Annotated in this window: 19 protein-coding genes; 12 read left to right on the top strand and 7 right to left on the bottom strand. The window is 56.5% G+C overall.

Annotated elements, in window-relative coordinates:
* Window positions 1-14 precede the first annotated feature (14 nt).
* Genes BMX75_RS04370 through BMX75_RS04360 form a run of 3 tightly spaced genes read right to left on the bottom strand, consistent with a single transcriptional unit; the run spans window position 15 to window position 2,738 of the window.
* On the bottom strand, window positions 15-1,304 hold the full coding sequence (locus BMX75_RS04370; RefSeq protein WP_004574636.1) for an ISL3-like element ISPpu12 family transposase: 1,290 nt from the start codon (window positions 1,302-1,304) through the stop codon (window positions 15-17).
* Between the two features lie 21 nt (window positions 1,305-1,325).
* A complete protein-coding gene (lspA, locus tag BMX75_RS04365) occupies window positions 1,326-1,838 on the bottom strand; it encodes a signal peptidase II (RefSeq protein WP_004863699.1) in 513 nt (170 codons plus the stop codon).
* Window positions 1,839-1,841: 3 nt separating this feature from the next.
* Window positions 1,842-2,738, bottom strand: a complete 897-nt coding sequence (locus tag BMX75_RS04360; protein ID WP_004574643.1) for a cation efflux transmembrane domain-containing protein — start codon at window positions 2,736-2,738, stop codon at window positions 1,842-1,844.
* Window positions 2,739-2,833: 95 nt separating this feature from the next.
* Between BMX75_RS04360 and cadR the strand changes: the two genes are divergently transcribed.
* Together cadR and BMX75_RS17930 are read left to right on the top strand one after the other, a co-directional pair.
* Window positions 2,834-3,241 carry a Cd(II)/Pb(II)-responsive transcriptional regulator gene (gene cadR / locus BMX75_RS04355; RefSeq protein ID WP_004364961.1) on the top strand — a complete coding sequence of 136 codons (408 nt, stop codon included), beginning with the start codon at window positions 2,834-2,836 and terminating at the stop codon, window positions 3,239-3,241.
* 164 nt (window positions 3,242-3,405) lie between these two features.
* On the top strand, window positions 3,406-3,882 hold the full coding sequence (locus tag BMX75_RS17930; protein ID WP_139197143.1) for a hypothetical protein: 477 nt from the start codon (window positions 3,406-3,408) through the stop codon (window positions 3,880-3,882).
* Window positions 3,883-3,935: 53 nt separating this feature from the next.
* On the opposite strand, the gene BMX75_RS04350 is transcribed toward BMX75_RS17930, so the two are convergent.
* A complete protein-coding gene (locus BMX75_RS04350) occupies window positions 3,936-5,129 on the bottom strand; it encodes a tyrosine-type recombinase/integrase (protein ID WP_092825607.1) in 1,194 nt (397 codons plus the stop codon).
* 388 nt (window positions 5,130-5,517) lie between these two features.
* Here BMX75_RS04350 and BMX75_RS04345 point away from each other — a divergent pair, with 388 nt between their 5' ends.
* Together BMX75_RS04345 and BMX75_RS04340 are read left to right on the top strand one after the other, a co-directional pair.
* Window positions 5,518-6,444 (top strand): YihY/virulence factor BrkB family protein, encoded by a 927-nt coding sequence (locus BMX75_RS04345; protein WP_092825605.1) that lies wholly within the window; start codon window positions 5,518-5,520, stop codon window positions 6,442-6,444.
* Window positions 6,445-6,595: 151 nt separating this feature from the next.
* The gene (locus tag BMX75_RS04340; RefSeq protein WP_092825603.1) at window positions 6,596-7,561 is read left to right on the top strand and encodes a zinc-binding metallopeptidase family protein; all 966 of its coding nucleotides are present in this window, start codon (window positions 6,596-6,598) and stop codon (window positions 7,559-7,561) included.
* Between the two features lie 20 nt (window positions 7,562-7,581).
* On the opposite strand, the gene BMX75_RS04335 is transcribed toward BMX75_RS04340, so the two are convergent.
* Window positions 7,582-8,361: a CLCA_X family protein gene (locus BMX75_RS04335; protein ID WP_092825601.1), complete on the bottom strand. Its 780-nt coding sequence runs from the start codon at window positions 8,359-8,361 to the stop codon at window positions 7,582-7,584.
* Window positions 8,362-8,482: 121 nt separating this feature from the next.
* On the opposite strand from BMX75_RS04335, the gene BMX75_RS04330 reads away from it, so the two are divergent.
* Entirely contained in the window at window positions 8,483-9,541 is a 1,059-nt protein-coding gene (locus tag BMX75_RS04330; protein ID WP_092825599.1) for an oxidoreductase, read from the top strand.
* Between the two features lie 40 nt (window positions 9,542-9,581).
* Here the strand turns inward: BMX75_RS04330 and nudE are convergent, their stop codons facing one another.
* Window positions 9,582-10,196: an ADP compounds hydrolase NudE gene (nudE, locus tag BMX75_RS04325; protein ID WP_092825597.1), complete on the bottom strand. Its 615-nt coding sequence runs from the start codon at window positions 10,194-10,196 to the stop codon at window positions 9,582-9,584.
* Window positions 10,197-10,268: 72 nt separating this feature from the next.
* On the opposite strand from nudE, the gene yrfG reads away from it, so the two are divergent.
* The 5 genes from yrfG (at window position 10,269) to msrB (ending at window position 14,716) form a co-directional block, all read left to right on the top strand.
* On the top strand, window positions 10,269-10,922 hold the full coding sequence (yrfG, locus tag BMX75_RS04320) for a GMP/IMP nucleotidase (protein ID WP_092825595.1): 654 nt from the start codon (window positions 10,269-10,271) through the stop codon (window positions 10,920-10,922).
* Between the two features lie 18 nt (window positions 10,923-10,940).
* Window positions 10,941-11,330, top strand: a complete 390-nt coding sequence (hslR, locus tag BMX75_RS04315; RefSeq protein ID WP_092825593.1) for a ribosome-associated heat shock protein Hsp15 — start codon at window positions 10,941-10,943, stop codon at window positions 11,328-11,330.
* 46 nt (window positions 11,331-11,376) lie between these two features.
* Entirely contained in the window at window positions 11,377-12,252 is an 876-nt protein-coding gene (gene hslO / locus BMX75_RS04310; RefSeq protein WP_066317900.1) for an Hsp33 family molecular chaperone HslO, read from the top strand.
* 289 nt (window positions 12,253-12,541) lie between these two features.
* Window positions 12,542-14,098 (top strand): phosphoenolpyruvate carboxykinase, encoded by a 1,557-nt coding sequence (locus BMX75_RS04305; RefSeq protein WP_092825591.1) that lies wholly within the window; start codon window positions 12,542-12,544, stop codon window positions 14,096-14,098.
* A gap of 120 nt (window positions 14,099-14,218) precedes the next feature.
* Window positions 14,219-14,716, top strand: coding sequence for a peptide-methionine (R)-S-oxide reductase MsrB (msrB, locus tag BMX75_RS04300; protein ID WP_092825589.1), 498 nt, complete (start codon window positions 14,219-14,221; stop codon window positions 14,714-14,716).
* 12 nt (window positions 14,717-14,728) lie between these two features.
* Here msrB and BMX75_RS04295 read toward each other — a convergent pair whose 3' ends face one another.
* Window positions 14,729-15,589 (bottom strand): LysR substrate-binding domain-containing protein, encoded by an 861-nt coding sequence (locus BMX75_RS04295; RefSeq protein WP_092825587.1) that lies wholly within the window; start codon window positions 15,587-15,589, stop codon window positions 14,729-14,731.
* Window positions 15,590-15,723: 134 nt separating this feature from the next.
* Between BMX75_RS04295 and BMX75_RS04290 the strand changes: the two genes are divergently transcribed.
* Together BMX75_RS04290 and BMX75_RS04285 are read left to right on the top strand one after the other, a co-directional pair.
* Complete coding sequence (locus BMX75_RS04290) at window positions 15,724-15,990, top strand: DUF1127 domain-containing protein (protein ID WP_092825585.1); 267 nt, start codon at window positions 15,724-15,726, stop codon at window positions 15,988-15,990.
* A gap of 80 nt (window positions 15,991-16,070) precedes the next feature.
* Window positions 16,071-18,413: a Tex family protein gene (locus tag BMX75_RS04285; protein ID WP_092825583.1), complete on the top strand. Its 2,343-nt coding sequence runs from the start codon at window positions 16,071-16,073 to the stop codon at window positions 18,411-18,413.
* Window positions 18,414-18,515 lie beyond the last annotated feature (102 nt).

Raw genomic sequence — 18,515 nt, 5'->3', positions numbered from 1 at the left:
ATCTGATACCACCCTCAGATGGTTGATAGATCGACTCCGTAGTTGAGTTCCTCTGCGAAGTCCGGCAGTCCGTAACCGATGGTTTTCTTGTAGAAAGGAGAGACCTTCGCAGTCGGTGCCTTCTTCTTGTGCTTCGTGGTGTAGAGCATTCGTGCCCGCATCACCTCGAAGGAGTAACCGCGCCCTTCACGGTTCTTGTCCTTGGCCAGTCGGTTGATGGACTCCGTGTAAGCGTTGGTGACGGGCATGTCCGTCTCGAAGTAGGTCATGGTCTCTTCGCGCCAGTTTCCCACTGCCCTGACCAGATCGCTCCAGACTTCCTTTTGGCCCTTCGGGATGGTGGCTATCCACTCGTCCAGGGCGGCTTCTGCCTGGAGCCGTGTGGTGGCGTCCCAGATGCCGTAGAAGCGCTCCTTGTGCTCGTAGGCGGCCAGCAGTTGCGGGAACGCGCCTGTCCAGGTCTCCATGATGAGGCGCTCCCGGTCTGAGACTTCGTGAGCGCGTTTCAGCAGGATTTTCCGGTCTCCCTTGAGAGTCCGGCTCTGGGACGGTTTCAGCTCCTTTCTGAGGCCCTTGCGCACTCTCTCTAGGGCATCGTTGGCCATGCGCACCACATGGAACTTATCGACCACGATACGGGCCTGGGGCAGCACAGCCTTGACCGCTGCCCGGTAGGGGTTCCACATGTCCATGCTGACGATCTCGACCTTCTGCCGGTCTTTCAGCTTCATCAGGTAGTTGGTCACCACGTCCTGGCGGCGGGTGGCCAGCAGGTCGAGCAGGGTTCGCTCCTCAATGTTGGTCAGAATGCAGCGGTAGCGCTTGTTCAGGTATAGCTCGTCAATGCCCAGGATGCGGGGCGTCTCGAAGCGGTGCCAGCGCCCCAGGAACTCGGCGCGGGCGTTGAAGATGTCGCGCACCGTCTTCTCGTCCAGGCCGGTCTGTGCCGCCACAAAGGTGTAGGGGTGGTTGAAGGATTCCTTCTCCACGTACTCATGCAGCCGCAGTGTCATACGGAATCCGTCCACCATCTCCGGTAGCTGGGGCCTGAATGTTGTCTTGCAGGCCCGGCAGGTGTATCGGCGGCGGACCACCCAGAGAGTGACCCGCTTGCCGTGGATGGGCAGATCACGATAGGGAACGTCACGCTTGCCGAACCGTACGAACTCACCCTGCACGCCGCATTCCTCGCAGGCGATGGGATCGGGCACGTCCACCTGGAAGTGCATTTCGTCGTCGGTTGATTTGCAGCCCAGTACTTGGTATTGCGGCAGGTGAAGGATGTTGTCGGGAAGTTCGGTCATGGTGTTGTATAGGCGTAGGTGTCAGTCAGATCCATCCGGCTCGGCATTGGTGTTTGCTTTTTTACCCAACAAGCTGCTGGAAACGAAAAGTAAGGCACCGAGGACAATTGCAATATCAGCCAGGTTGAAGGCCGGCCAATGCCAGTCTCGCCAATAGAAATCAAAGGAATCCACAACATAGCCGCGAAAGACCCGGTCAATCAGGTTGCCCATGGCGCCACCGAGGATAAGACTGTAAGCGATGGCTTCTCCTTTATGACGATTTTCAAGGATCAGCTTGATCAGAAAAATCGAGACCACTACCGCGATTCCGATAAAAAAGTAGCGCTGCCAGCCTCCACCATTCGCAAAAAGACTGAATGCGGCACCGGTGTTCCATAGGTGCACCCAGTTAAAGAACGGGGTCACCGAAACATACTCGCCATAGGCCATTGATTGCTGCACCAGCCACTTTACAGCCTGATCAGACGCTGCCAGCAGGCCCGATATGGACAATAGGGCATACGGCGAGAGCTTTTTGCCAATAATGAGCATTATTTAACCCTTCAACGCCAAAATGCGTCTGGCACCGTTAAGTACAATGCCCCCCGCGATGGTGCCGATAATCAGATCCGGATAATTGGAACCGGTCCACGCGACCAGGGCGCCGGCGGTGATGACCCCCAGGTTGATCACCACGTCGTTGGCCGAGAATATCCAGCTTGCCTTCATGTGCGCCCCGCCTTCCCGATGTTTGGATATGAGCAGCAGACAACTGGTATTGGCAATCAATGCGACGAATGCGATAGCCATCATCACCAGCGATTCAGGCTCACTACCGAATACAAAGCGTCTCACCACCTCTACGAGCACGCCCACAGCCAAGATCAGTTGCAGTACACCAGCAAGATGCGCGGCACGTACCTGCATTTTCACGCTATGTCCAACCGCATAAAGGGCAAGCCCGTACACCGCCGCATCGGCAAAATTGTCCAGGGATTCTCCAATCAGGCCGGTGGACTGGGCGATCAGACCGGCAGTCATTTCCACCACGAACAGAAGTGCATTGATGCCGAGCAACCAGCGCAGGGTCCCGGATTCTTGCTTAGCAGAAGCTGCCGAAAACTCGGCGGCCTTGATGGTCTCCGGATTTGCAGCGACGGTTTCCTGAAGCGAGGCGCCTAGCCCCAAGGTCTTCAGTTTCGAGGTGACGGGCTCGACCTCGCCGTCATGCACGACCTTCAGCCGGCGGTTCGACAAGTCGAAGGACAGCGCCCGAATCTCCTCAAAGCCGTTCAGGGCTAGGCGAATCATTCGTTCTTCTGATGGACAGTCCATCTTCGGCACGGCATAAACACTGACCCATCTCCCTGGCGCCTCGGAGGAGGCCTGTATATCGGTATCCGCTGCGGACGTTGCATCACCGCCACAGGCGCCACCACAGGATTTGCTCATGATACGACTCCACTTGAACAATGTTGTGGTACCATTTAAAACTATAAAGCTACTATAAGGTCAATAGAGTAAAGAATCCGTTGGGGAGGAGGCTGATGCGCATTGGTCAGTTGGCGCAGTTGGTAGGGGTCGAAACACAGACGATCCGCTTCTATGAACAGCAGGGCTTGTTGCCGCCGCCTGATCGGCAGGACAACGGTTACCGTGTCTATACCGAGAAGCATGGTGAGGGGCTGGCCTTCATCCGTCGCTGCAGAATCCTGGGCCTGTCACTGGCTGAGATTCACGAACTACAGAGCTATCAGGACGACCCTCATCAGCCTTGTACCGCCGTCAACGCCTTGCTCGATGATCACATCTCTCATGTGCGGTCGCAGATAACCGCTCTGCAAGCGCTTGAGAAACAACTCGTTTCACTGAGAGCGAGTTGCAACGATGACCGGGAAGTTGAGGCGTGTGGGGTTCTTGCTGGAATTAGCGAAGGAAACATGCACCAGCAGTAGGTGAAGCATCAACCAGATAATCCGATGAGATGCCGGTCTGTCTCACTCTCATGCAAAGGTAAGATCAACCATTTAATCCGCTTACCCAAAATACCTAAATTTAATTGCATTACTGCCGATAGTTATCATTGCAGGATTCAAAAAAGCTAAATAAGGGAAAATTTATGAAGCTGGCAACTGCTTTGGCAATACCATGTACCATAGGTCTATTAGCTCTACCAATCACAGCCTCGGCCTATTTTGGTGAGCCCGGTACGTGGTCTAGCGGATGGGGGCAAGGTGTTTCAGAATATTCGGCGGTTAGTGCTGACGGGGCAGCAGAGCTTTATATTGCATGCAGTGAATACGATCCGGTGAGTATGAACCTAACTATCAATAATGTTACATACGGAAATGACCAGCAAGGCGAATTTAACCTTATTCTGGATGGCTATGAGGTAGAAAGCCCACATTTTACGAATTCAAGAGTCCACGCTGATAATTTTCTTTATGCGTGGGAACGTATGCGTGAAGCTACTAGTATAATTGCCGTTACTGACGATGGAAATCAGGTTGAGCTGCCTAGCCGTGGATCAGCAAAAGCCCTTCCTGGTGTTGGTGAGCCTGGAATGGTATGTAAGACGCAATTTTATTCATTTTAATTGAATGCAAAGGCGCTGTTTAACACAGCGCCTATAAATGAAGCGATTCATATTCACATGACGTAATCTGCCCACTCCTGCATCATTGCTCTGCGCTTTTCAAAAAGATCACCACGCCGATAGGCTGCCTCCACTTTGTTTTCGATTGCGTGAGCCAGTGCCATCTCGGCAACATCCCGGGGATAGCTAGTGACTTCGCCTGTCCAGTCACGAAAACTAGAGCGAAAACCGTGTGGAACGTAGTTACCTTTCTCGCCGTTTGGACCATATCCCATTCCGCGCATAAATTGAAGTAAGGCCATGTTGGAAAGCGGGCGGGCGTGCTTCATGCCGGGAAATACATACTTACTACCTTTTAAGCGGGGTAGATTCGAGAGTAACGATAGAGCTTGCTTGGAAAGCGGTACTCGATGTTCGCGGTTGGTTTTCATTCGATCAGCTGGGATCGCCCAAGTGGCATTAGCGAGGTCAATCTCGTTCCATTCGGCATTCAGCACCTCGGAGGTGCGCGTTGCGGTCAAAATCAAAAACAGCAGCGCTTTAGAAGACATGCTGCTGTATTGTTGAACCGACGCCATGAAATCAGCAACGTCATCATAGGGCATGGCAGGATGGTGATTAACCTTCTGGATACGCGAAGGTTTGGCTAGTAGTTTATCCAGGTGACCGCGCCAGCGGGCGGGATTGACCGGATCGCGATAGCCGTGTGCAGCTGCATAATCCAAGATATTCTCAACGCGTCCCTGCACGCGTTTGGCCGTTTCGTTTTTATTTGCCCAGATGGGTTTTAGGACTTCAAGCACGTCCTGGGTCGAAATATCTTCTATGGGCTTTTTGCCCATTTTTGGACGCACATAGGTTTTGAGAGTGCTGACCCACTGACGGGCATGCTTGCCATTTCGCCAACTACGGCGGTGGGCCTTGATAAATCGAGCTGCACAGCTTGTGAATGTAACAGCTTCCTTCTGAGCTTCTTTTTCTTCTTCCAAGCGCGCTTCCAGAGGGTCAATCCCTTGCTTGACCATTTTGCGGTTATCCGCTGCGAGCTCGCGGGCTTCGGAGAGGCTGACACCAGGATATGTCCCTAGACCCATATAGCGCTGTTTGCCTTTCAGCTTAAAGCGGTATATCCAGCTAACCGACCCGCCAACGGTAATTTGCAGGTACAGGCCCTGCCCATCACCCGTCGATCCTTTCTTTCCCTCTTTCGCAAGCTTCTGAACTGTCTTGCTAGTGAGCTTACCCATGACAATGCCTCTCTCTGGTAGAGCCTCCTGATTGCTGCTGATTCTACCATAATCTAACCCACACTTTGACCCACACTTTTGTTCTGGGGTAAGTTGGATCTAATTGGAGAGGATTGGACGAAGAATGGTATTATTATCTATAAAAACAGCTAATTAATGTAATTCCATGGACTTCCCTGGAGAGTATGTATGCGGACTCCTCCTCCGCCAAGATTATTAAAAAAGCTCGCTGAACTACTTTCAGCGGGCTTTTTTGTTGTCTGCACTTAAGTTTATCTTCAGACAGTTGTCTTCATTAAATACGCTACCCCCTATTTTCTGCCCTCCTTGCACGCAGGTAGCGCCATAGGCGTATCATGGTCTTAGCGTACAAGGAGAATGGCAACCAATGGCTCAAAATCGCACATTACTCAGTGCTGTCGTTCTTCTGCTCCCCAGATTGATGCACTTTGCCTGGCGAGTCTTGTGTAATTTTCTGAAGAACCGGGGCATTCTGCTGGCGGGAGGGGTGGGGTACAACGTCCTGTTGTCCATCGTGCCGCTGTTTGCTTTGCTGGTTGTGCTGTTAGCGCAAGTCGTGGACGAGCAGCATCTTCTCAATGTGTTGGCGTTACAGGCGCGTCATTTAACGCCTGCCAATGCCGAGGTTTTGCTGGAAGCCGTAAGAGGGATACTGGATTCCCGGGATGTGATCGGCATTTTCAGCTTTCCGATCATGCTGCTTTTCAGCTCGTTCGCTTTTCGGATGCTCGAGGATGCGCTGGCGATTATCTTCCATGCGCCAGAGACGCCACATATCAGGCGCAGTGCCTGGGTGTCCGTGATGCTGCCCTATGCTTTCATGCTGGTGCTTGGGGCAGGACTGATGGCGTTAACGCTGGTCGTGACCCTGGCGAGCTCGCTCAATACGATGGTGCTGGCAATTTTCGAGCGTGAGCTGCCGCTGGCGCAATTTTCCGAGCCGATGCTTAATCTGATCAGCTTTGTCGGCGTTTTCCTGTTATTCAGCGCCATCTACAAGGTGCTGCCGGTTGTGCGTATCGCCTTGAGGCGAGCGGTAGTGGGCGGTTTTGTTGCTGCGCTTTTATGGGAAGGTGTACGGCTGTTGCTGGTCTATTATTTTACCCATCTTTCTTTGGTCAACGCCGTCTATGGCTCCTTGGCGACACTGGTGATTGTGCTGCTCAGCCTTGAAATTGGCGCGATCATCTTATTGCTGGGTGCTCAGGTGATCGCCGAACTGGAACGTAATACTCGTCTGGGCCTGCCATGGTATATCGACCCAGGCCGCCAGCCGGTCACTCGGCTGGAATGACCTGACAGACTCACCGAGTACGCTTGCCGGGGACAGGGGATAAATTGGCGACGCATAGGCAGAGAAACCGCTATTTATACTCAGCCTCTTGTAGGGGAGCGGCCTGGGCGCGCAAGATGGTCGTCAATGTTCATTTCGGAGTCGTCATCCTATGCGTGTTTTTGCCAACCCCGTCGGCACGGGGAATCTCTGGTTCGACAATCTCAGCACCGCAGATGGCACCCCTGTCGGCTATGATCCCCAGGCGCGGGCGTTCGTGCCGATGCCTCCCTTTTGCGCCAACCGGGAAAGAATCGGCTGCAACTGGATAGCGCCCGATGAGGGGGCGTTTTGCCGGTCCTGCGCCATGACGGCACTGGCGCCTGATCCTTCCATCCCCGATGCCATCCCGAACTGGGCGCAGACCGAAGCGGCCAAGCGCTGGGTGTTGGATAACCTGGGACGCTGGCACTGGTTCCGGCCCGAAGATCCGGGGGCGCGGCCTGTGTTTCACCTGCTGGCTGAAGGCCCCACCCCAGTCCCCATGGGGCATGCGCAAGGTGTGGTGACCATCAGCGTTGCGGAAATGGACCCGGTGTTGCTCACCACGCGCCGAGAAGCCCTGGAAGAGCCTTACCGGACCATGATTGGCCATATGCGCCATGAAATTGCCCACATGCTGTGGTGGCGGTTGAGCCTGCGCGAGGATTTTCTGGATGCCTTCCGCGCCATGTTCGGCGACGAGCGGATCGATTATCCAGCCGCGTTGCGTTACCACTATGAAAATGGCCCACCGCCGGAGTGGAAGCAGCATTATCTGACGAGCTACGCTTCAGCGCATCCCCACGAAGACTGGGCCGAAACGGCGGCGCACCTGCTTCATCTGACCGATATTGCCGACAGTTTTGTCGCCACAGGCCTGTCGTCGCCGCAAATACCCAGCGCCGGTTGGGACCCGTATTCGGAGCCTGACGCAGGCCAGTTGATTCACATTGCCGCCTCACTGACCGTTGGTGTCAACCACATCAATCGTTCCATGGGGTTATCGGATCTTTATCCGTTTGTGCTCTCGGAGCACGCGCGTCACAAGCTGGCCTTTGTGCATAACTGGTTACGGCGCGGCGCGCAGGGGCTTTAAACGCCTCAGAGGGCAGAGGCTCAATGCTCTTGGCGCAGCGCGGTGCCTAATGTCGAGAAATAGTCGTCAAATAGCCGATTGATGCGTTCGCGCTGCTCGCCTTGGGGATAGAGCCCCTTTGCGGCTTCCGGCGAGGCCTTGCTGCCCTTGACCAGAAAGTGGTTGGTGATGGTGGCGTCCTGTACGAAGGCTTCGAAAGCGCGGGCGCAGAGTTCTTCGGGTCGGCTGTAGTACAGCTGGCCAAGTTGTTTATCCATCCGTGCAGAATGCCTGAAAAGCTCGCTCGGCCGATCGCCTTCCGGCTGTAGTAAAATGGCCTGAAAACAGTGCATCAATCGGTCATTAAGCGGGTGAGGAACCGGTTTGGCATCCGCAAGCCAGGCGGTGGAGGCAAACAGGCCGCTGGGCGCGCCGCGAAAGCACTTGGTGACAATGTAGTGATCGAACGCGTGAAACCACTCGTGAGCGATACTTCCGGGGCCCGCGTTTTTGGCCAGTGAAAAGCTGCGCTGGCAGGGGTCGTAATGGGCGGACACGCCCGGCCTTCCGCCGCTACCGTACTGCAAGGCGAGCGAGCCGCGTAGCGAAATCAATGCTTCAGGTCCCCGCAGAATCAACATCAAATCGCATAGCGCATCGTGGAAAAGTTCCGCTGCACGGTCGCGTTCGGCGTTGGTCACCCAACGGCCAATCTCGATAGAACGAAAATCAAACTGGCGACGAATCAGCGCAAAGCTACTGGCGTGCGCTTGGCGGTGGATCGGTCCGTTACGATAAAATTCACGCGCATTGATACTCACGGTATGGCTCGCTCAGGGGGCAAGAGACATCGTAGCCTTATGATATCGTTTAAGCATCTGGTTTGCGCGGTGTGTGCGTGCCACAATCGGTTAACGCCTGTATTGACCAGTAAGGAATGCAATGAAGTCGAGTATTAATGTAGGCCTTGTCGGCTACGGTTTTGCCAGCAAAACGTTTCATGCCCCGCTGATTCAGGCGACCGAAGGTCTGGATCTGGTTGCTGTCTCCTCGAGCGATGCCGCAAAAGTGCATGCCGACCTGCCCGATGTCGAGGTTGAAAGCAAAGCGCTGGCGATATGCGAGCGCAAGGATATCGACCTGATCGTGATTCCTACACCCAATGACACCCACTTTCCGCTTGCCAAGGCGGCACTGACGGCAGGCAAGCATGTGGTGGTCGATAAACCCTTTACCGTTACGCTGTCTGAAGCCAAGCAGCTAAAAGCATTAGCGACGGACAAGGAGCGGAGGGTGTCGGTGTTCCATAACCGGCGTTGGGACAGCGACTTCCTCACCATCAAGGCACTGCTTGAGGCGGGTACGCTTGGGCGAGTGACCGGGTTTGAGTCGCATTTTGACCGTTTCCGGCCTGAAGTGCGCGATCGCTGGCGGGAAAAGGCTACTCCCGGTGGCGGTATCTGGTATGACCTGGGCCCGCATCTTCTGGATCAAGCCTGCGAACTGTTTGGCATGCCCAACGCCATTTTGCTGGAACTGGACGCGTTGCGTGATGGGGCCAAGGCCGATGATGACTTCCTGGCCCTGCTTGAGTATGAGGGGTTTCGCGTCACGCTTGCGGCGGGCACCCTGGTGGCTGAACCCACGCCGCGCTTCCGGATTCATGGCACTCAGGGAAGTTTCGTCAAGTACGGCCTGGACCCTCAGGAAGATCGCTTGAAAGCCGGTGAGTCGCCTACCTCCCAGTGGGGCGAAGATAGCCAGCACGGTACGCTGACGCTGCGGGAAGGCGAGGGAGAAAGCGCTTCATTGGTAAGCCACGAATACCCCACCCAAAATGGCGATTACCTGGCGTATTATCAGGGTATCGCCAGTGCGCTCCTCGATGAAGCGCCAATGCCGGTAAGTATTGACGATGCGCTGCGCAGCATGTCACTTCTGGAAGCCGGCCTTGACAGCCATCGCCAACGGCGCTGGATCTCGCTGAAAAATCACCTCTAAGCACGGTGCAAGACTGGGACGACCGGCCGGTCGTCCTGTGTCAAAGCAGATTCGTCGCGCTATTGCGTTTATCTTCACGCAGTTTATCCCGGGCAATGTACAGCGCAGCGATTGCCCGTGCTTCATGAAAATCCTCACGCATTAACAAGGCGGGAAGTTCCTCCAGTGCGTGGGTTTCAACGATCAAGGGCTCGGGCTCGTCGCCCGGAAGACGCTTGGGGTAAAGGTCAGTCGCCAGCAATACCTGCATCCGGTGGCGCATATAGTTGGGCGCCAGGGAGAGTTCGGCGAGTGGCTCAAGGTGATGCGCACCGAAGCCGCATTCTTCCATTAATTCCCGGTTAGCCGCGGTGACGATGTCTTCACCTGGGTCCACCAAACCTTTGGGTAATGTCAGCACGTAATCTTCGAAGCCCGCTGCGTATTCGCGGATCAACAACACGTGTTCCGGGTCGGGCATGGCGACGATCATTACCGCGCCTCTATCGGCACCGGTCAAGCGCTCAAACTGACGCTCCTCGCCGTTGGAGAAGCACAAGTCCAGCGCTTCAATCTGAAACAAGCGACTTTGTGCCACGGTATTGCGCGCCGTGATCTGCGGTCTTTTCAGATAGCCGGGCGAGGTGTGATCGGCGGTTGAGTCGTGTTGGGACATCGAGCCTCCATGGCTGGTAAACGGCAGTTGGGCTACAATAGCACGCTTATAACTTTCACGATGGGAGTGGCAATGATCGAGTGGAGTGAAATTGATACCGTGCTATTGGACATGGACGGTACGCTGCTGGACCTGCACTTTGACAGCCACTTCTGGCTAGAGCATTTACCACGTCGGTACGTGGAACTTCATCAGTTGGATGAAGCCTCCCAGGACACGATTCGTGCCCGTATTATCGGCGAGCAGGGTACGCTTAACTGGTACAGTTTAGCCTATTGGAGCCGCGAGCTGGGCGTCGATATCGTGGCACTCAAGCGCGAGGTGCAGCACCTGATCGGCCTGCGTGGCGACGCCCTGGATTTTCTGACCTGGCTCAAGCAGGCCCACCCGCGTGTGATACTGGCAACCAATGCTGACCGGGCCAGCCTGGCCCTCAAACTGCCGCTCACGGGGTTGGAAAACTACCTGGATGCCATCATTTCCTCGGAAGACGTGGGTGCGGCGAAAGAGGAGCAGGCGTTTTGGTCCGCGCTACAGCGACTTGAGCCGTTTGATCCCGCGCGCACCTTGTTCATTGACGACAACCCTCAGGTTCTTGCCAGCGCCCGTACCTTCGGCATCCAGTACTTGCTGGGAATTAAACAGCCGGATAGCCAGCGTCCAGAAAAGGCGCTCGAGGAGTTTGTCGCCCTGGACCGATTTGCCCAACTGCTGCCGCATGCTTGAGCAGCGAGGAGAGCGTTAATGAGTGATGGAGTTCGCCTGGATAAATGGTTGTGGGCTGCGCGTTTTTTTAAGACCCGCGCCCTGGCGAAAAAAGCCATCGAAGGTGGCAAGGTTCACTACGACGGTGGCCGGGCCAAGACCAGCAAGAATGTTGAGCTTGGCGCGTTGATCAAGGTGCCCCAGGGCTGGGACGTGTATGAGGTGGAAGTGACTGCACTGTCAGATCAGCGCAGGGGCGCTCCAGACGCCCGCAAACTGTACGCCGAAACCCCGGAAAGCGTTGAGCGCCGCGCCCGTGAGGCCGAGGCACGGCGATTGAACAACGAAGTCATGCAGCATCCGATCAAGCGGCCTGACAAAAAACAGCGCCGCGATATCCAGCGTTTCCAACGCGAGCAAGGGGGCTGAGCTCCCCGCTCGTCGGTTCCTTTTTTCTTCCCCCAACGGTTGTCTTATGTCTGACCAAATCCAACGTTTCCTGTTTGACCAAACCAATGTGCGCGGCGAAATCGTGACGCTATCCAACGCCTACCATGAAGTGCTGGACCGTCACGCCTACCCACCTGCAGTCAACCAGCTGCTGGGCGAATTACTGGCCGCCGTTGCATTGTTGACGGATACCGTGAAGCTGGACGGGACCCTCAGCATAGAAGTTCGTGGTCAGGGCGAACTGTCGCTGTTGATGGCGGAATCCAACCCGGGTGGCGAGTTGCGGGCCATTGCCCGGATTGCCGATGGCGGCGCTTTACCCAGTGAGCACGCCAGCTTTCGTGACCTGGTCGGTGACGGGCAGATCGTGATTACCCTCGATCCCCGCGGGGGCAATCGCTATCAGGGGGTGGTTGCACTTGACCACGATACCTTGAGTGGCTGTCTGGAGGCCTATTTCAGCCAGTCGGAGCAACTGCCCACACGGCTATGGCTGGCCGCGGACGGTGAGCGGGCAGGAGGCTTGCTGCTGCAGCGCCTGCCGGACGCCTCCCAGAACCAGGACGTGGACGCCTGGGAGCGCAGCGTGCACCTGGCCGATACCATCAAGCCTGAAGAGTTGCTGGGTCTTGAGCAGCGTGAAGTGCTGTACCGGCTCTATCATGAGGAAACTGTGCGCGTCTTCGAGCCGAAAGCGCTGCGCTTTGGCTGTACCTGCTCTCGCGAGCGTATGAGTAGTGGATTGCTGACACTGGGGGGTGCCGAGCTGCGGGATATTTTGCGCGAACAGGGTGAAATCAATACCCAGTGCCACTTTTGCCACACGAAATATCACTACACGGCCGCGGATATTGAAAGTTTATTGGACAACCCTGACGCGCCGTCACCCACGATCCATTGATTTTGTAGTCATGCCGGTCAAGGCCCATGTTTAAAACGCCACTGACGGGCGCGAGCCATACCAGTCACTTGGGCGAATTGGTCAAACAGGTGTTTGAAAAAATACTGCGCCGCAACACAAAATATAGTGTCAATGTTGTAGTTTAACTACAACATATTTGCTTCCAGCCCCCGTTTTCCGGGGGCTTTCTTTTTGCCATAATGCGCCGGACTTAAGCGCCCAGCCACGTGCCGGGATGAACTTTAAGGCGTCGGTGGCGCCCGGTAATCGAGAAAATCCAGGAATCGACATGACCACGACTCAAGCCGCTCATCAAGCCCACGTTAACCTCTGTAGCGCCGAATTGATCGAGCGCGCCGTTGCGCGTGGCGAAGGCCGCCTGTCGGCAAACGGTGCTCTGGTAGTGAACACGGGCATTCGCACCGGGCGTTCACCGAAAGACCGCTTTATCGTTGATGAACCCTCTACTCGCGACAGCATTGACTGGGGCAGCGTCAACCGGCCTTTTGATGCGGACAAGTTCTCGGCGCTATGGTCGCGGGTTGAAGATTATCTGGGCGCGCGTGAGCACTTTGTTTCCGAGTTGCATGTAGGTAGCGACGACGTTCATTACCTGCCGGTGCGGGTTCAAACGGAAACCGCCTGGCAAAATCTGTTCGGGCGTACAATGTTTGTGCGGCCTCAGGTGTTTAACCCGGCCGTAAAAGATGAGTGGACCATTCTCAACGCCGCCGATTTTGCCTGTGACCCCAGCCGCGACGGCACATCCTCCGAAGGGTGTGTCATCATTAACTTCGCCGAGAAAAAGGTGCTTATCGCCGGTATGCGCTACGCCGGTGAAATGAAGAAAGCCATGTTCTCGGTGCAAAACTTCCTGTTGCCTGACGCCGATGTGCTGCCCATGCACTGCTCAGCCAACGTGGGTGAAGATGGTGAAACCTGCCTGTTCTTCGGCCTTTCCGGTACCGGCAAAACCACCCTTTCCGCCGATCCGGCGCGCTACCTGATCGGTGACGACGAGCATGCCTGGGGCGACGGTATCGTGTTCAACATGGAAGGCGGCTGCTACGCGAAGTGCATCGACCTGTCTGAAAAGAACGAGCCGGTAATCTGGAATGCCATCAAGTTCGGCACCGTGCTGGAAAACGTAGTGCTGGACGACCGTCGCGAGCCGGATTACGTCGACGATAGCCTGACCCAGAACTCGCGTGCCGCCTACCCGCTGGAGCACGTTGAAAAGCGCGTGCCGGAAAACCTTGCGGGTGAACCCAACGCCATTGTGTTCTTGACCTGCGACATGTCCGGCGTGCTGCCGCCAGTATCGGTACTTTCCAAGGAAGCGGCGGCGTATCACTTCCTGTCGGGCTACACCGCCAAGGTGGGTTCGACGGAAATGGGCTCTTCTGAAGGGCTGGCGGCGACGTTCTCTACCTGTTTCGGCGCTCCCTTTTTCCCGCGCCCGGCGCGGGAATACGCCGACCTGCTGATCAAACGTGTGGATAAGCAAGGCGCCCAGGTGTACCTGGTGAATACCGGCTGGACAGGCGGGGCCTTTGGTGAGGGCGGTGCACGCTTTTCAATTCCAACCACTCGCGCCATTATCAGCGCGATCCAGTCTGGTGTGCTGCGCGATGTGCAAACCAAGCACATCGATGGGTTGAACCTGGACGTCCCCGTCGCGGTGCCGGGCGTGGATTCAAGCCTGCTTGATCCGCGCGATACCTGGGAAGACCGCACGGCTTATGACCGTCATCTGCAAGAGTTGGTTACCAAGTTTGTCGATAACTTCAAGAAATTTGAAGGCGTTAACCAGGCGATTGTGCAGGCAGGTCCGCAGTTGACCTGAGCTTGATGCTCAGCCTGAAGGGTTTAGAACCCAAGCGCTGCTAAAGTGTCTTAAGGGGTAACGCCACGGCGTTACCCCTTTTCGGTTCGCCTGTCTTTAAATCGCTATGGGAGCAGACGCATGAAACGTCGCCACTTTTTAGGCCTTGCCGGTTTTACGGGACTGGCCGGGGCCATCCCCGGTGTCTCGTTTGGCTTTCCAAGGCTCGATCTCGAAGCAGCGCCGGATATCGAACCGCTTGAACTCAGCGAAGCGGAGTGGCGTGAACGGCTTTCCGATAAAGCTTTTGACGTACTGCGCGATCATGGCACTGAACCCGCCTTCTCAAGCCCGCTGGATGATGAGTGGCGGGAAGGCGAGTATCGCTGTGCGGGCTGTGATCTGTTGCTGTTTACCAGCGCCATGAAGTTCGACTCCGGCACCGGCTGGCCGAGTTTCTTTGAGCATGTTGAGGGCCATCTGCTGACTGAACTTGATTTCAAAATGGTCTGGCCGCGTACTGAATACCACTGTGCCCGTTGCGGTGGCCACCAAGGTCACGTGTTCGAGGATGGCCCCGACCCGACGGGGCTACGCTGGTGCAATAACGGCGTGGCGTTAAGGTTCGTGGCCGCGTAGCGCTGGCAGCCTCTAAAGCCTGAAACCTTCACCAATATGCTCGGCCAGGCTATCGATAATCGGTGACTGAGTGGAGGAAGTGTGCAGCAAAACGATGGATGATTCTGGCAACTCGGGAAACCCTTCCTCTTTACCCAGTATCTGCATCTCGGCGGTTACCAGGCTGCGCATCCAGGCAGAGACTGCCAACCCCGCTCCCACAACCGCCTGCAGTGTCGCCAGGCTCGGGCTGCTGTAGGCGACGCGATAGGCACGGCCTGCACGGTCCAGCGCATTGCAGGCATGGCGGCGACAAAAGCAGGGCGCTTCAAAGAGCGCAAGCGGTACGGGTGTCTGTAAATGGGTGCTGTGACTTTCGGCCGCGACCCATACGGTAGGCTCTCTTCTTAGTATTGTGCCAATCTCGTCGCCTATTTCCCGGGTCATGATGATCAGGTCCAGGCTCCCCTGCGGCTGCTGGGAAAGTACGGAGGAGGGCGCACAGTGTACGTCCACATCCACCAGCGGCCACGCCTGGGAAAACGTCTTGAGAATGCCCGGTAGAAAACGCATCACATAGTCGTCGGGGACGCCCAGCCTGACGCGCCCCACCATATCGGGTTGGCGAAGCAGCGTCAGCGCCTCGCTCTGCAGCGATAAAATCTTCCGTGCATAGCCGAGCAGGGTGTTGCCCTCGCTGGTCAGCAGTAGCTGGCGGTTCTGGCGCACAAACAGCGGGCGCTGAATCACGTCTTCCTCCAGCCGCTTGATTTGCATGCTCACGGCCGATTGCGTGCGGTTGACGGCCGCGGCGGCGCGGGTAAAGCCGCCCTGATCCACAATGGCAACAAAGGTGCGCAGCAGCTCGTGATCGATGGTGGGTAGTGTTGCCATGGGTATCAATCTTCTTGATGTTGTGCATAAGCACTATTCGTTGGATTGATTTTAGGCGCCGTTCAATACTTCTTTCAACACTTAAATCGCCCTGCCGAGCGTATGGGTGATCTAACCGGAAAGGAGTGATTGAAATGGAATGCTCGCTATCATGCCGCCAAGCCGTACAGAGCCATCAGGCCGATGAAGCCAAGCCGCTTGAACAGTGCCAACAGGGGAAGAAGCGTTCTTGCAGGGTAACCTGGCGGGAAAGGCTATACCGCTGGCGCCAGCTGCGCCACGAGCGCAATACGTTACGTTATTTAAGTGACGACATGCTGAAAGATATTGGACTGAGTCGTGAGGCTGTTAGGCGCGAATCCCGTCGTCCGTTCTGGGACGACCGCGGGTGGCGTCGTTGATGTCTCGATTCATGCCAGTCAGAGCGGGATTGTGGTACCTTGTAGGCACTAAAAAGTGCTGCATGAGTTAGTTGCCATTTATGGATGTTAATCAGCGAATTATTGCCCGCTTGGCCGACGAGTTGAGCGTTCGCCCCGAACAAGTGGCGGCCACGGTAGAGCTTATTGATGGTGGCGCTACCGTGCCGTTTATCGCCCGTTATCGCAAGGAAGTCACCGGCGCGCTGGACGACAGTCAATTACGCCAACTGGATGAACGCCTACGTTACCTGCGCGAGTTGGAAGAGCGCCGCAGCGCGATTCTGGCGGCTATTGATGAGCAAGGTAAGTTGGACGCGACGCTCAAAGCAGCGATTGATGATGCCCAGACCAAGCAGCGTCTGGAAGACTTATACCTGCCGTTCAAGAAAAAACGCCGTACCAAAGCGCAAATTGCCCGTGAAGCCGGTTTAGAGCCGCTGGCGGATGCGCTGCTTGGCGATCCAACGCTCGACCCTGAAAGCGAGGCGGCCGATTATCTGCGCCCGGCAGAGGGCGATATTCCGGCGATTGAAGACGCCAAGGCAGCCCTCGACGGGGCCAAGCAGATTTTGATGGAACGTTTTGCCGAAGACCCCGATCTGATCGGCCAGCTTCGCGAGCGGCTCTGGCAGGAAGGTGAATTAAGTGCCCGGGTGCTCGACGGTAAGCAGCAGGAGGGTGCCAAGTTCGCCGATTATTTCGAGCACGACGAAAAGCTTGCCAAAGTGCCATCGCACCGCGCGCTGGCCATGTTCCGTGGCCGCAACGAGGGCGTGTTGAGCCTCGCCATTCGCCTTCCGGGCGAAGACGAAGCGCCGGTTCACCCTGCCCAGGTGGCGATTGCCAAACACCTTGGCATCAGCGACCAGGGCCGTGCCGCCGATAAATGGCTGGTGGAAGTAGTGCGCTGGACGTGGCGCGTCAAACTCTATACGGCGCTGGAAACCGAACTGCTGGGTCGCCTGCGTGAGACAGCAGAACAAACCGCGATTGACGTCTTTGCGGCCAACCTCAAGGACCTGCTGCTGGCCGCACCGGCGGGGCCGAAAGTCACCCTGGCGATTGACCCTGGCCTGCGAACCGGCTGCAAAGTAGCCGTCGTCGATGCCACCGGCCAGTTTGTCGACCAGGCAACGATTTACCCCCATGCGCCGCAGAAGCGCTGGGATGATGCGCTTGGCGTGCTGGCGAAGCTGGTCAAGCAGCACGGCGTTCAATTGATTGCCGTGGGTAACGGCACTGCCAGCCGTGAAACCGACAAGCTGGCAGGAGAGCTGCTCAAGGCGCTGGCGCCTGACCATCGGCTCAGCAAGGTCATGGTCAGCGAGGCGGGCGCTTCGGTTTACTCCGCCTCGGAATACGCATCCAGAGAGTTGCCGGACCTGGACGTGACGGTGCGCGGCGCGGTGTCGATCGCCCGCCGTTTGCAGGACCCGCTGGCCGAGCTGGTCAAGATCGAGCCCAAGTCGATTGGGGTTGGTCAGTATCAGCACGATGTCTCGCAAATGCAGCTGTCCCGTAGCCTGGAGGCGGTCATTGAGGATTGTGTGAATGCGGTGGGCGTGGATTTGAATACCGCATCGAGCGCGCTGCTGTCGCGAGTGGCCGGGTTGAGCGCTGCCATCGCCGAGAATGTGGTTGCCCAGCGCAATGTTAAGGGGGCCTTCAAAAGCCGTCAGGCGCTCCTCGAGGTCAGTCGTCTTGGCCCCAAGACGTTTGAGCAGTGCGCCGGTTTCTTGCGTATCAGTAACGCCGACAACCCGCTGGATGCCAGTGCCGTTCACCCGGAGGCCTACGTGGTGGTGGAGCGCATGGCGAAGCAAAGCGGCCGCGATGTCAAAGGGCTGATTGGCGATAGCGCCACCCTCAAGTCATTAAATCCCGCCGACTTTGCCGACGAACGCTTTGGCGTGCCCACAGTGAGCGATATTCTTGCGGAGCTGGATAAGCCCGGTCGCGACCCCAGGCCCGAATTCAAGGCCGCCGAGTTCCGCGAGGGGGTCGAAACCCTCAACGACTTATCCCAGGGAATGGTACTGGAAGGCACGGTCACCAACGTGACCCATTTCGGTGCCTTTGTGGATATCGGCGTTCATCAGGATGGCCTGGTGCATATCTCTGCGCTATCCCACCGCTTCATCGACGATCCGCGCAGTGTGGTCAAGGCCGGTGATATCGTCACTGTCAAAGTCATGAGTGTGGATATCCCTCGCAAGCGGGTAGGGCTCTCCATGCGTCTGGACGATGAGCCAGAACGCGAGCCAAATGACGCTGGCCCTTCCAGGGATAAGGAGCCGCGCAAACCATCGCGCAGCCAGCGGCCGACGAAAAAGGCCAACGAAACGCCCGCAGCGGTAGGCGCCTTGGGAGCGGCCTTGCTGAAAGCCAGGCAGGACAAATAGTCGCGTGGCTTGAAAGTTGAACGGCTGCCGCCATATCCTGCTGTCTATTCTCGATGGGTAGACGTCGGCAATGCCACCTGATTCCATAAAGGCCCGTGCGTG

Origin of the sequence: Vreelandella subterranea (genome assembly GCF_900111305.1) — a bacterium.
Lineage (GTDB): Bacteria > Pseudomonadota > Gammaproteobacteria > Pseudomonadales > Halomonadaceae > Vreelandella > Vreelandella subterranea.
The sequence above is the reverse complement of the archived record's forward strand: the minus strand, read 5'-3'. Positions and strand labels throughout refer to the sequence as shown.

What these genes read in the sequence shown, in the direction of transcription:
- BMX75_RS04370 (WP_004574636.1), bottom strand. Translation starts at nt 1,304, where the DNA reads ATGACCGAACTTCCCGACAACATCCTTCACCTGCCGCAATACCAAGTA.
- lspA (WP_004863699.1), bottom strand. Translation starts at nt 1,838, where the DNA reads ATGCTCATTATTGGCAAAAAGCTCTCGCCGTATGCCCTATTGTCCATA.
- BMX75_RS04360 (WP_004574643.1), bottom strand. Translation starts at nt 2,738, where the DNA reads ATGAGCAAATCCTGTGGTGGCGCCTGTGGCGGTGATGCAACGTCCGCA.
- cadR (WP_004364961.1), top strand. Translation starts at nt 2,834, where the DNA reads ATGCGCATTGGTCAGTTGGCGCAGTTGGTAGGGGTCGAAACACAGACG.
- BMX75_RS17930 (WP_139197143.1), top strand. Translation starts at nt 3,406, where the DNA reads ATGAAGCTGGCAACTGCTTTGGCAATACCATGTACCATAGGTCTATTA.
- BMX75_RS04350 (WP_092825607.1), bottom strand. Translation starts at nt 5,129, where the DNA reads ATGGGTAAGCTCACTAGCAAGACAGTTCAGAAGCTTGCGAAAGAGGGA.
- BMX75_RS04345 (WP_092825605.1), top strand. Translation starts at nt 5,518, where the DNA reads ATGGCTCAAAATCGCACATTACTCAGTGCTGTCGTTCTTCTGCTCCCC.
- BMX75_RS04340 (WP_092825603.1), top strand. Translation starts at nt 6,596, where the DNA reads ATGCGTGTTTTTGCCAACCCCGTCGGCACGGGGAATCTCTGGTTCGAC.
- BMX75_RS04330 (WP_092825599.1), top strand. Translation starts at nt 8,483, where the DNA reads ATGAAGTCGAGTATTAATGTAGGCCTTGTCGGCTACGGTTTTGCCAGC.
- nudE (WP_092825597.1), bottom strand. Translation starts at nt 10,196, where the DNA reads ATGTCCCAACACGACTCAACCGCCGATCACACCTCGCCCGGCTATCTG.
- yrfG (WP_092825595.1), top strand. Translation starts at nt 10,269, where the DNA reads ATGATCGAGTGGAGTGAAATTGATACCGTGCTATTGGACATGGACGGT.
- hslR (WP_092825593.1), top strand. Translation starts at nt 10,941, where the DNA reads ATGAGTGATGGAGTTCGCCTGGATAAATGGTTGTGGGCTGCGCGTTTT.
- hslO (WP_066317900.1), top strand. Translation starts at nt 11,377, where the DNA reads ATGTCTGACCAAATCCAACGTTTCCTGTTTGACCAAACCAATGTGCGC.
- BMX75_RS04305 (WP_092825591.1), top strand. Translation starts at nt 12,542, where the DNA reads ATGACCACGACTCAAGCCGCTCATCAAGCCCACGTTAACCTCTGTAGC.
- msrB (WP_092825589.1), top strand. Translation starts at nt 14,219, where the DNA reads ATGAAACGTCGCCACTTTTTAGGCCTTGCCGGTTTTACGGGACTGGCC.
- BMX75_RS04295 (WP_092825587.1), bottom strand. Translation starts at nt 15,589, where the DNA reads ATGGCAACACTACCCACCATCGATCACGAGCTGCTGCGCACCTTTGTT.
- BMX75_RS04290 (WP_092825585.1), top strand. Translation starts at nt 15,724, where the DNA reads ATGGAATGCTCGCTATCATGCCGCCAAGCCGTACAGAGCCATCAGGCC.
- BMX75_RS04285 (WP_092825583.1), top strand. Translation starts at nt 16,071, where the DNA reads ATGGATGTTAATCAGCGAATTATTGCCCGCTTGGCCGACGAGTTGAGC.